The 11534-nt window shown below is 71.5% G+C and carries 8 protein-coding genes and 1 pseudogene; 3 read left to right on the top strand and 6 right to left on the bottom strand.

Annotated features, from left to right (window positions below):
* Positions 1 to 183 precede the first annotated feature (183 nt).
* Entirely contained in the window at positions 184 to 798 is a 615-nt protein-coding gene (locus tag ACFY2Q_RS22310) for a dihydrofolate reductase family protein (RefSeq protein ID WP_387133240.1), read from the top strand.
* 120 nt (positions 799 to 918) lie between these two features.
* On the opposite strand, the gene ACFY2Q_RS22305 is transcribed toward ACFY2Q_RS22310, so the two are convergent.
* Positions 919 to 2298 (bottom strand): PHB depolymerase family esterase, encoded by a 1380-nt coding sequence (locus ACFY2Q_RS22305; RefSeq protein ID WP_387133238.1) that lies wholly within the window; start codon positions 2296 to 2298, stop codon positions 919 to 921.
* 281 nt (positions 2299 to 2579) lie between these two features.
* Between ACFY2Q_RS22305 and ACFY2Q_RS22300 the strand changes: the two genes are divergently transcribed.
* A complete protein-coding gene (locus ACFY2Q_RS22300; RefSeq protein WP_387133236.1) occupies positions 2580 to 3635 on the top strand; it encodes a PaaX family transcriptional regulator C-terminal domain-containing protein in 1056 nt (351 codons plus the stop codon).
* A gap of 186 nt (positions 3636 to 3821) precedes the next feature.
* Here ACFY2Q_RS22300 and ACFY2Q_RS22295 read toward each other — a convergent pair whose 3' ends face one another.
* Positions 3822 to 4193 carry a helix-turn-helix transcriptional regulator gene (locus ACFY2Q_RS22295; RefSeq protein ID WP_167944206.1) on the bottom strand — a complete coding sequence of 124 codons (372 nt, stop codon included), beginning with the start codon at positions 4191 to 4193 and terminating at the stop codon, positions 3822 to 3824.
* Positions 4194 to 4520: 327 nt separating this feature from the next.
* Between ACFY2Q_RS22295 and ACFY2Q_RS22290 the strand changes: the two are divergent.
* Positions 4521 to 4802 (top strand): annotated as a pseudogene (locus tag ACFY2Q_RS22290) (DNA glycosylase AlkZ-like family protein); the annotation flags it as partial.
* A 72-nt stretch (positions 4803 to 4874) separates the two neighbouring features.
* On the opposite strand, the gene ACFY2Q_RS22285 reads toward ACFY2Q_RS22290, so the two are convergent.
* From ACFY2Q_RS22285 to ACFY2Q_RS22270, 4 genes are all read right to left on the bottom strand, one after another.
* Positions 4875 to 5933, bottom strand: coding sequence for a polysaccharide deacetylase family protein (locus ACFY2Q_RS22285; RefSeq protein WP_387133234.1), 1059 nt, complete (start codon positions 5931 to 5933; stop codon positions 4875 to 4877).
* A gap of 653 nt (positions 5934 to 6586) precedes the next feature.
* Positions 6587 to 9796, bottom strand: a complete 3210-nt coding sequence (locus ACFY2Q_RS22280; RefSeq protein ID WP_387133232.1) for an ATP-binding protein — start codon at positions 9794 to 9796, stop codon at positions 6587 to 6589.
* Positions 9793 to 10464, bottom strand: coding sequence for a hypothetical protein (locus ACFY2Q_RS22275; protein WP_387133231.1), 672 nt, complete (start codon positions 10462 to 10464; stop codon positions 9793 to 9795). Before ACFY2Q_RS22275 ends, ACFY2Q_RS22280 begins: the two co-directional genes overlap by 4 nt.
* Positions 10461 to 11534 carry an endonuclease domain-containing protein gene (locus ACFY2Q_RS22270; protein ID WP_387133229.1) on the bottom strand — a complete coding sequence of 358 codons (1074 nt, stop codon included), beginning with the start codon at positions 11532 to 11534 and terminating at the stop codon, positions 10461 to 10463. Before ACFY2Q_RS22270 ends, ACFY2Q_RS22275 begins: the two co-directional genes overlap by 4 nt.

Here is an 11534-nt window from a genome sequence, read left to right as displayed (position 1 = left end):
CCGCGGCCCCCGGGCCCCCCCCCCCCCCCCCAACCCCCCCCCCCCCCCCGCCCCCCCCGGCCCCCCCGGGGGGGGGGCGGGCGGGCGGCCCCCCCCCCCCCCCCGGGGCCGTGGTGGACAGGTGAGTTTGGGATGCTGTGGCGGTCTACGTGCCGACATCACCCGACTCGAAGGAGCACCGCGATGGCGAAGGTCATCTCCACACTGTTCATAGCGGCCGACGGGGTGGCCGAGATCGACCCCGACTGGCATTTCCCCTACTTCGACGAGAACATGGGTCGCGCCGTCGGCGAGGACTACGACACCTCCGACGTGCTGCTCATCGGCCGTGAGACATACGACAGCTTCGCGGGCGCCTGGCCCGACCGTGAGGCGGCGGGCGGGGAGGACGCCGGGTTCGCCAAGCAGCTCGGCGACGTCCGCAAGGTGGTCGTCTCCCGCCAGCCGCTGGAGTTCACCTGGCGCAACTCGGAGCTGATCCAGGGCGACCTGGTCGACGCGGTCGCCGCGCTCAAGGCCGACGCCGGCATCAAGGGCGTCCTCATCCCCGGCTCGATCTCCGTGGTGCAGCAACTGCTCGCCGCTGGGCTCGTCGACGAGTTGCGTCTGCTGGTGCACCCGGTGGCGGCGCGCAAGGGCCGCCGGCTCTTCGACGACGGCGACACGCCGTACCACCTGAAGGCCACCGCGACCGAGGTGTTCCCGACCGGCGTGATCCGTGTGATCTACACGCCGAGCGAGGCGCCCGTGACGGTCACCTACGACGAGGTCACCGACATGGTCCCCGCCGGCGAATAGCCCTCGGCGGCTAACGCCGTCGCCCTCGCCGCGCCGGGCCGCAGCGGAAAGTGCCGGCCGGAATGCGACCGCCGGCACTCCGGGGATGTGTGTGGTCGCCATCCCCGGAGGCCGCAGTCGTCAGGCGAGCGAGCAGGACGCGCCGTTGAGGGTGAACGAGGTGGGCCGTGCGGTGTTACCTGTGTGCGTGGCCTGGAAGCCGATGGTGATCGATCCGTTGGCGGGGATTGTGGCGTTGTAGTTGAGGTTTCTGGCCGTCACCTGCCCCGAGGTGGGGGAGTAGGAGGCGTTCCAGCCGGAAGTGATGGTCTGCCCGCTCGGCAGAGCGAAGGCCAGGGACCAGCCGTTGATGGCGCTGCTGCCGCTGTTGGTGATGGTGATGTTCTCCGTCAGCCCGTTGTTCCAGGCGTTGACTGCCACTGTCACACCGCAGCCGCTGGCCGGCGGCGGGGTTGTCGGCGGCGGGGTGGTCGGGGGCGGCGTCGTCGGCGGCGGGGTGGTCGGCGGCGGGGTGGTCGGCGGCGGGGTGGTCGGCGGCGGGGTGGTCGGGGGCGGCGGGGTCGTCGGGTTGGTCAGGCCGAAGAACGCGACGGCGGCAGCGGCCATGCCGGCGCTGGGCAGGCTGTGCCCGGCGCCCTGGACGCTGTACGCCTCGACCTGGACGGTGCCGCTGGTGTCGGCGTACCTGCGCCGGTTCCAGTTCGCCTGCGGCGTGTCGGTGGAGGTGGGTGTCTGGCTGAGCCCGAACACATTGGTCCACTGCTCGATCGTCTCCTGGAGCAGCGAGTACGGAACGAGCGTGTCGGCGGTGCCGTGCCACAACTGCACCCGGGGGCGGGGGCCGGAGTAGCCGGGGTACGCCTGGCGGACCGCGTCACCCCACTGCTGCGGGGTCCGGTTCATGTTTCCGCCGGTGCACTGGCTGGCCCCGGGCGGGTAGTCCGCAGCGCCGGCGAAGCAGTTGAACGGCACGCCCATGAAGGCCGCCCCCGCCTTGAACACGTCGGGGTAGAGCGCCAGCATGTGGTTTGTCATCATGCCGCCGGACGAGCTGCCGGTGGCGTACACCCGGTTGGGGTCGCCGCCGTACTGCTGCTGTGCGTAGCGGATCATGGAGATGATCGACACCGGGTCGCTGCCGCCGCCGCGGCGCTTGGCGGCGTCGGACCACGTGTCGAAGCAGTTGCCGAACCCGGCCTGCTGGGTGGCGCTCGGGTAGATCACGATGAATCCGTACCGGTCGGCCTGGCTGGCGAACTCGCTGCCGGAGTAGAAGCCGGGGCCGGATCCGCCGCAGCCGTGCATGGCCACCACGATCGCCGGCCTGGCGGGGCGGGTGTCCGGCACGTAGACGTGCATGCGCATCCGGCCGGGGTTGTCTCCGAAGCTTGTCACCTCGGCCAGCGACGCGGCGTACGCGGGTTGGAAGGCGGGAACGACAAGGCCGATCGCGGCCAGTGACGCGGCGAGACCAAGCAACAGTTTCCTTCTGATTCGCACGGGGACGACTCCTTCGATCAGCTGTGCCGGCTGAGATGGGCCACGCGCTCGCGGGTGTGCCCGGTGCCCCGCGGTGATCGCGCATCGCCTGCAACGTGTGCTTGCCCTGTGCCCGGCTCCCTGTGGCGTCGCGTTGCAGTTAGTGTTATCCCCGGACCAAGAAGTGTCAATCGATGCAGCTCGATCAGTGCTGGTCGACCCTCCGGTCTCGGCGCTCCTGGCCCGCCGACGGTCCGTCTACAGTCGGTGGACCCATTCCTGAGCAGAGCCCGGAGTGCCCTGTGACGAGCCCGTTCGACATCGAGGAGATCTATCCCGACGATGGGGAGCGCTCACCCCGAATGCCCCGGCGGCAGGCCGGCAGCTCGCCGCAGGGCGTCGCGGTGACCCTTCTGGCGGACTACACACTGCGGGCCCGTGCCACGCTCCCGTCCGCCGCCATCGTCGCGCTGCTCGCCGAATCCGGGGTGACGACGGCCGGCGCCCGCGCCGCGATCAGTCGGCTGGCCCGTCGAGGTGTCCTGGAGGGCAGCAGGCAGGGACGACGCAGCTCCTACCGGCTCAGTCTGGCCGCCGCCGCCAACATCTCCGCCGGAGGCAACTGGATCCTCGCCTCCACCACGGCGGCAGAGCCCTGGGACGGGTGCTGGACGACAGTCGCCTTCTCGCTGCCCCAGGACCGCGGCACGCAGCGCCGCGCCCTGCGTGGCCAGCTCCGCTGGCTGGGGTACGCGCCGCTCTACGACGGGCTGTGGATCTCACCGTACGAGTTGAACCCGCCGGCTCGGGCGCAACTCGCCCAGCTCACCGGTGGGGCCGTCACCGTGTTTCGGGGACGACAGATCGTGCTCGACGCGGACGGCCAACGCGCTCCCATCGACGCCTGGGACATCGAAGCGATAGGCGGGCACTACGAGGCCTTCCTGCGGCGGTGGGCGCCACTGGTGCCGCAGGTGCGATCGGGGCAGGTCGGCGGCGCGGCGGCGGTGCGGGCGCGTACCGAGGTCATGGACACCTTCCGGCGCTTTCCCGTCCTCGACCCGCAGTTGCCCCGGGAGATCCTCCCGGCCGGATGGCTCCGTCAGCCGGCCCGCGAGCTGTTCGCGGCCGTCTACGACGGCCTCGCCGAACCGGCGGAGCGCCACGTGCGAACGGTCGTCGGGAAGTTCACCGACAGCCCGCCGCCCGGCATCCAGGCGCACACCACCGCCGACATGCTCGCCGGGGTACGCGTCGACGCGGGCCGGCCGCAACCGGCCCAACGCGGGCCGGCCCTCGCATCGACGGCTGACTGTGTACCTGGTGGAGAGCGACGCGGCGACGGGGGGCCCGGGTGACCATCCGCAGCGGAGAGCCTTCGGCGGGCGGACGCGCCGCAGCCACACCCGTCCGACCAGGACGTGTCCTTCAACGGCGCCGTCGCCCGCGTCGGCTGAGGACGGCGCGCCGGGGGCGTACCACCGACCTCGCCCTGAGCGATCGTCGGTGCGGCCCGCCGGCCGCGGTCGGCTAGCTGGCCCGCGTCAGCGGGTCTTCTTCGTCGGCCGCTTACGGGGCGGCGTCAGCAGGTCGGCGATCGCCGCGATCGCGGACGGCACGATCCGGTAGTACGCCCAGACGCCGCGCTTCTCGCGCTCGATCAGGCCGGCCTCGGTGAGGATCCGGAGGTGATGGCTCACCGTCGGCTGGGAGAGGTTGAGCGGCGCGGTCAGGTCGGTGACCGACGCCTCGCCCTCCGGCGCGGACTGGATCAGGCTGAGCAGACGCAGACGGGCCGGGTCGGCGAACGCCTTCAGCACCCCCGCGAGTCGCTCGGCGTCGGCGCGCTTGATCGGCTCACCAGCGAGGGGCGAGATGACAGGCATAGAAGTTTCCGCAGTTCCCACGTCATGCATAGTTCCACCAAGACTGTCGGTTGACCGGCGGAATCGGACACTTCGCCAAACCAGTGGTACGAGTCACGCCCGACCGCGGCCTGCTCCGCGTACCGGACATGGGCGGCGCCCAGGCGCGTCTGGAGCAGCGAGAACAGTCGAGCTGAGGTCCTCGGCACGGCCGTCGATGGCACCCACGAGAGGCGGGCACAGCCTGACCTCTTCACCTGCGATCGTCGTCTCGTGCCCGACACCGACCGGAAGGACCCGTCGCCATGACCGCTACGACCATCCCAGCCGCGGCGCTCGACCCGGGGCGGACCGACCTGCTCGACCAGTGCGCCCGCGCCGGTACGGTTTCTGCCGGCGTTCGACAACGCGATACTCGGCTACGACGATCGTAGCCGGATCATCGACCACGCTCATCGCGGCCTGTCGGTCGCCGGTGATCGGGTGGTGCTGGTCGACGGCCGGGTCGCCGCGACCTGGACCGTCGACGCCGAAACCGTGCGCGTCACACCGCTGGGCCGCCTGTCCCGAGCCGACATCGCCGCCGTGACCGAGGAGGGGGAGGCTCTGGCGTCGTTCCTCTCCGACGGCGACAGCGACCGGGTCCGGGTCGACCTCTGAGGGCGGTGCGCCGTGCCGGCGCTGGTCCTGCGGGGCGTCCGCCGCCCGCCCCGCAGGACCAGGTCCCGAAGGTCAGCCCGCGGTGCAGGAGCGGATCTGCGGTCGGGCGTAGCTGTTGCCGTTGAACATCGTGGTGAAGCCGAAGGTGTTGCCGCTGCCATTGGACCGCACGGTCATGACGTTGCCGCTGCTGTCCCAGGTGGCGCTGCCGTTCCAGACGCTGGAGACCTTCTGCGGCGCGGTGAGGGCGACGACGACGGACCAGGTGCTGGCGCCGCTGACGGTCACCGACGTGTTGTAGCGGTCACCCCAGACGTTGGGGGTCGTCGCGGTCGCGGTGCAGCTGCCGCCGGCGGGCGGCGGCGTGGTGGCAGGCGGCGGGGTCGTGCCGGGTGGCGGGGTCGTGGCGGGAGGCGGCGTCGTGCCGTCCGGCGCGACCGCACGACCGGTGGACGGCGAGATCATGCCGGGGCACAGGTTGCGGCTGGTGAGGTTGGCCATGATCTGCCCGATGGCGTCACGGGTGTTCTGGATCCCGTCGTGCATGAGGATGACCTGGCCGGCCTGGAGGCGGCTGGCGTTGGCCACGATCTGGCTGACGCTGGCGCCGTTCCAGTCCTGGGAGTCCACGTCCCAGATCACCTGTCGCATGCCGAGCGACGAGGCGACGGACTGGAGGGTGGAGTTGGTCTCCCCGTATGGGGGCCGGAACAGCTGGGGCCGGCTGCCGGTGGCCGACTGGATCGCCGAGCTGGTCTGGGACAGGTCGGACTGCATCTGCGACTGGCTCATCGACGTCATGTGGGCGTGGTTCCAGCTGTGGTTGCCGACCCACATGCCGGCGGCCACCTGTGCCTGCGCCGCCGACCTGTTGTTCTGGACGTTCTGACCGACGTTGAACATGGTGGCGCGCACGCCGTTGGCGCGCAGCACGTTCAGCAGCGCGCTTGTGCTGCCGGTCGGGCCGTCGTCGAAGGTGAGCCCGACGTAGCCGTTGCATGTGGCGGCGCTGGACGGGGTCGCGGTGGCCGCGACGACGACGCCGCACGCCGCGACGGCCGTGGCGAGGATGGACAACCCCGCACGGAGTCGCTTCGACCGTACGAGGGTGCGGAGGGGGACAGTGCTCATCTGGTGCCCCTTCTACCGGGCGGGGAGGCGTGGAGACGCACGCTCCGGCCATCCGGGTGGTGGTGGTGGTGGAGAGGTCGACCGAACTCCGACGAAGCGGGATCGCATCGACCGTAATGGATCGGAGTATTGCAGCGGGAATTCCGACTCGTCAACAACTTCCGGAAGCCCTTCGGAACGCCTCCCGGACGCAGATCGACACTGGCGAGGCCTGTGAGCCCGCCTCATCAGGAGTCGACTTGCCTCCCGGGGCGTCGGGCCGGCGCGATGAGCACTGATTCGATCACGGCAGCGGGTCACCTGCGGGCATGATAATCCGGAAACTGATCGGAACTATCTATCCTCGATCGTCCGGCCGAGCTGGCTACGCCGCCGATCGTGGCGGAGTCGCTCGGGCTGGCAGGCCCACAACCTGGCTCAACATCCGCCACCGAAGGTGTCTGCCCTGTGCGCGTTACCGCAATGTTTCCGAGAAATGTTGACAGCGCGTCGATAGCGCACCAATACTCTCGCCATCGAACTTCGGCGTCACCATCGGAACCAACGGCAACTGGACCTGGCCGTCGGTGTCCTGCAACGCGAGCTGACCCTCGTACCCCAGGGTCGGCGCTCTGTGGCACGGCGGCTCACGGCCGCCGCGCCACGGTGTCGTTTCACGGCGTGCCAGCGCGCGGGCCGTCGACCGGGCGGGCGCGGGCGACGACCTCCTCCGGGGTCAGCGGCGCCTTCGGGTGATGCGTGAGGCACAGCGGGGTACGGACCTTGACGAACGAGAAGCCCTCCCCGGCCACGTAGAACTCGCCGCTGCTCAGCAGGCCGATATCGGGCAGCCGACCGCCCTTGGCCTCGGCCAAGTGGCGAGCGGCGTCGATCTGTGCCGGCGCGTTGAGCAGCCCGAAGAACTGCGTCGTCGCGTTGCCGGAGATCTGGTTGTGCAGACCCTTGGGCGCCTGGGTGGCGAAGACCAGCCCGAGCCCATACTTGCGGGCCTGCGAGGCGAGCGCGATGGTGCTGGCCGTGCAGGCCGTGTTGCCCGTCGACGGGGCGAGCGTCTGCGCCTCGTCCATCACGAAGAGGCCGCCCAGCGGACGGTCACCCGCCGGGTGCCGCTTCACCCAGGCGAAGAGCGCCATCTGCAACTGGTTGACGAAGCTCTGCCGTTCCTGGTCGGAGGTGAGGCCGACGAAGTTGATGACCGAGACGCGTGCCCGCCGCCCCGGCGACGGCGTCAACAGCAACCCCGGGTCGGCCGGCGCGCCGATCCCGCCGAAGAGCGGGTCGGTGACCATCGCCGCCTTGAGGGTCTCGGCCAACTCCTGGGCGAGCTTGTCGGCCCGCGTCAGACGGCTGACCCCCTCGGGCAACTCCGCGAGGAACTCGACGAAGCCGTGCAGGCCGACCATCCCGCTGCGCGCGTACGCCTGGAGGGCCTCGGTGAGCACGGCCTTGCCCTGCTGGGCCAGCTTGGTGGGCCGATCGACGCCGGCCCGCGGAGCGAGCGCCTCCACCGCGGAACGGATCGCCTGGTCGAACTCGTCGGGCCATTCGCGTAGCGACGTGAAGTCGGGCAGCGGCTGAAAACTCAGCGGACGGCCGGCGGTGACCCGGGGTGTCCACACCACCACCTCGGTGTGGGCGAGATAGTCGGCGGCCCGTTCGGCGTCACCGGGGCTCCAGCCGCTCGGCGGTTCGGGCCACGGATCGCCGAGCCGGGCGAGGTCGTTGTTGGGGTCGAGCACGATCGAGGAGACGCCCTGCCGGGCGCACTCCTCGACGAGTCGGCGGATGAGCACTGTCTTGCCGGAACCCGAGCCGGCGAACACGACGGCGTGCCGGCGCAGCGACTCCAGATCCACCGCGAATGGCTGGCCAGCTTGGACGGTCCGTCCCAACCCGATCGACCGTCCGTCGAGGGCCGCCCCCGGGTCGGGCGGATCAGTGGTGACCGGCACTGTCACCTCGACCGACGTCTCGTCGGCGTGCCCCTCTGAGGAGTCGTGGACGGTGCCGGAGGGTGCCGGGTCGGGTCCCGGCAGGACCGCCCGGAAGAGGTCCGTGCCGCTGGCCGGGCGGCGCGTGATCAGCCACTCCTGCAGGACCGTCGACGGCTCGCCCGACAGGACCCGCAGCGCCGCGAAGACCCGCAGGTCCGCCTCCGTCACCGCGCACCGGACGCCGCCGGCCGCGTCGAAGGCGGTCAACACCTCCGTCGTACGCTTGCCCGTCGGCCACGGACCGTTGCGCAGCAGCACCAGTCGCCGTTGCGGCAGGTCCCGGTCCAGCCCGGCCATCGTGCACGCGGCCTTGACCCGCGCGGTGACCGCTATCGCGTTGGGGTGCGCGACCGCCCGGAAGCACCAGTGCGCCTCGTTCTCGGTGGCCTCGTCGAGGACCTCGATCAACCGTCCGTGCAGCGCGGGCTTGCGGCCGGGCGGCGGATCGTACTTGTAGGTGGCGCCGGTCGGCGCCTGCTCGGAGATCCAGGCGGCCAGGCCGGCCGCGAGCAGTTGTGGCATCCGCTCGTCCTCGCTGGCCGGAGCGAGCGCGGCCGAAACGTCCGCCGCGGCGACCAGTTCGGCGAACCGGGCGTCCAGTTCGCGCAGCTTCTGCTCGTCGGCCGTCTGGTCGCTCGCCCGGCCGGGCACGACGACTGGAGCCGGTGGGCTGTCGACGCCGTCGATGAGCCTGTCGAGTTCGGTGGCCTCGTCGTGGTCGCGGCACCAGGCGATGTGGCGGTCCACCCGCCGCAGCAGGGCACGGGGCGTCAGGGTCGGCGCGTCGGCGAAAGCCGCGGGGGCGATGGGCCAGGTCGGGTGCGGCGGGACGAACTGCGATCCCGCGAACGCGGCGGTGAGCCGCTTCGCCACGATCGCCAGGCCGATCTCCGGAGTGGGTATCCGATCCGGGAGGGTCGCCTGCCGGAACCGGTCACTGACCGGGGTGGGCGCGCTGCGCGTCAGCAGCTCCCAGGTGTCGGGCAGGCAGGAGACGACGACAAGCGTGCGGCGGGTGACGTCGCGGAGCTTGAGCAGGCCGTCGGCGATAGGGCCGACCACCCGCGACTGGCCGTCCTCCAGACCGGCGTGCTGCTCCCACAGCGCCGTGCTGCTCTGGGCGAAGAGTGTGTCGAGCTGATCCACGGCGATGACAGTCGGGTCCAACGTCAGTGCCATCAGCCGGGAGATGTCCTGCACGATCTGCTGCGGGGTCCGCAGCGCGGCGCTCAACCCCCACGCCGTCCGCGCCTGCGGGTCGCCCGGCTCGGAGATCAGGTGGGCGTAGCCGACGTCCTGCGCCTCGAAGTCGATGGCGCCGTGCAGGACCAGCGCCCGGGCGGTGTCCTGGCAGTCCCGCCCGACCTCCCGGTCGCGGCTGCGCAGCCCTCGGATGAACGTGTCCAGGTGCTCGCGGGTCACCGGCCGGGTGCCGGCGACCGCGTCCCGGACCTCGACCGGCAGGCCGAGCTGGGCGGTGAGCCGGCGCAGGAAGGTACGCAGCTGGGTGCCCCAGCCGATCGCGTCGCGGCCCATGCCCTCCACCAGGGCGAGGGCGACACTCTCCCAGAAGGTCTTGCCGCTGACCATGTCGACAAGGAAGAAATAGCCGCCGTCGCGCTGGACGCGCTCACGGACCGCGCCGAGCAGGTGCGTCTTGCCGGCACCCGCCCGACCCTGCATGGCGACGCCGAGTGGCACGGTCGTGTTGTCGGTGCGCGCCCGTCCCACCCCGCGCAGGATCTCCGCGACCACCTTCTCGTGCAACTCGGGGACGTTGTGCGGGCTGGCCCGCCAGACGTCGTCCGGGGTGACGGCCGGGTTGAAGCTCACCGCCTCCAGGGCGGCCCGCTGCTCGTCGGAGATCACGCCGGGCCGATCGCCAGGGCGTGGTTGTCCTCGTTGCCGATCCGCACGGCCGCCGCCCGGTCGCGTGGGGTCAGCGACTTGCTGTTCGCCGTCGGAATGATGCGGACGTCCTCCCGACCGACCATCGCTCGTAACGCCGTGTCCAGGGCGGCCCGGTCGGTGTCGGCGAGCCGGTCCCGAAGGTCGGCGAGGCCGACCCAGGCGCCCGGCGCCGCGGCCAGGTCGCGGTACGCCTCGCGCACCAGCGCCTCCACGTCCGTCGCGGCCGGGGCCGGTTCGGGCGTGGCGGCGGTCGGAGCCGCGTCATCGGTCTGCTTGAAGAAGTCGCCGTGGCTGACCCGGAGCCGGTCCAGCGAGCGGTGCAGGTTGGTCAGGACGGTGAGCAGCGAGCGGGTCGCCGAACCGGCCGACTTCGGCGGGGCGGTGGCGTGCAGCTGACGGACCACCCGCCAGCCCTCGTCGGTCAACTCGTGGGCGAACGGCCGGTGCTGGCGGTCGGTCTCGACCAGGCCCAGGTCGACGAGCCGCTTGTTGTCCTTGCCGGTCAGGGAGAAGCCGGCCAGCTCACGCAGCTCGACGTTTGTGAGTCGGCGCGCCTCGACCATCAGCACCACGAGGGCGTTGATCTGGTTCGGCGTCAGGCTCGGTACGTCCGCCGGGCTCGTCATGATGTCTCATCTCCAAGGGGATGCGTGCCGTCCGCGCGTCGGTGGGTCAGCAGCCGACGGATGCCGTCGACCACCGCCGGTACGTCGGACAGCACCTGCTCATTGGTGAAGCGGAGCACGTTCAGCCCGAGCAGTTGCAGCCGAACGTCCCTCCGCCGGTCGTTGGCGAAAGCGATTCGCCCTCGATGCTCCGGGCCGTCCACCTCGACCGCAAGACCTTCGGCGGGCCAAAAGAGATCCAGCCGGTACGCCTCGCCGAGCAGATGCGGCTCGTACGTTCGATTCCACAGTCGGCCGCGCGCCCACCGGTGGGGCACGAGCGCGCGTTCGAGTGCCTGCTCGGCTGCGCTGTCGCCGCGTGGCACGCCGGCGATCGGCGGCCAGGCCAGCAACGTGGGTTCCGGTGAGCCGATCACGTCCGGTATCCGACCGCTCGGGTCGGCCAGGTCGGCGAAGCGCGCCGGCACCGTCATCGGCACCGAACGGACCCGGTCCGCGTGCCGCATCGCGGCGCCGGTCAGCCACACCGTGAAGCCGCCGTGGCGCACCAGCCATTCGGCGGCGGCCACGAGTGTCCGTTCGGCGTCCGGGCCCAACTCGGGCACGGTGACGAGAAGGACGCACTCCGTGCGGTCGTACGCGTCGGCGATCACCCGGGCGAGCCCGGCGGCGCGTACCTCCGCTGGAAAGCGGAACTGGTCGCCGGGCCGCCGGGTGCCGCGTGTCGCGCGCTCGGCCAGGTCGATCAGGAACGGGCCGAAGTGCCGCGACCGGGCGGCGGTGCGGGCCGCCAGCGAGCCTGCCGCCGCGACGCTCAGCCCGCCCGGACCGTCGAAGCCGGCCGCGCCCGGCAACCAGTTGGGAAACATCGCGAGCGCCATGCTGTCCAACTGGTCGAGCAGGGTGCTCACCAGGTCACCCAGCGTGCCGACGGCCGCTGGCCGGTAGTGCACGACAGCCGGTGCGCCCGGGGGCAGCGGGTCGAGCGCTACCCGCAGCAGTTCGGGGTCGGCGGCCGGCAGGTGGCTGACACGTCGGGGCGGCGCAGCGGCCCACCAGGTCGACGTCAT

Source organism: Micromonospora sp. NPDC000316 (assembly GCF_042898885.1).
Taxonomy (GTDB): domain Bacteria; phylum Actinomycetota; class Actinomycetes; order Mycobacteriales; family Micromonosporaceae; genus Micromonospora.
The sequence above is the reverse complement of the archived record's forward strand: the minus strand, read 5'-3'. Positions and strand labels throughout refer to the sequence as shown.

Coding starts and splice junctions, on each gene's coding strand:
- ACFY2Q_RS22310 (WP_387133240.1), top strand. CDS start 184: ATGGCGAAGGTCATCTCCACACTGTTCATAGCGGCCGACGGGGTGGCC.
- ACFY2Q_RS22295 (WP_167944206.1), bottom strand. CDS start 4,193: ATGCATGACGTGGGAACTGCGGAAACTTCTATGCCTGTCATCTCGCCC.
- ACFY2Q_RS22285 (WP_387133234.1), bottom strand. CDS start 5,933: ATGAGCACTGTCCCCCTCCGCACCCTCGTACGGTCGAAGCGACTCCGT.
- ACFY2Q_RS22275 (WP_387133231.1), bottom strand. CDS start 10,464: ATGACGAGCCCGGCGGACGTACCGAGCCTGACGCCGAACCAGATCAAC.
- ACFY2Q_RS22270 (WP_387133229.1), bottom strand. CDS start 11,534: ATGACGTCGACCTGGTGGGCCGCTGCGCCGCCCCGACGTGTCAGCCAC.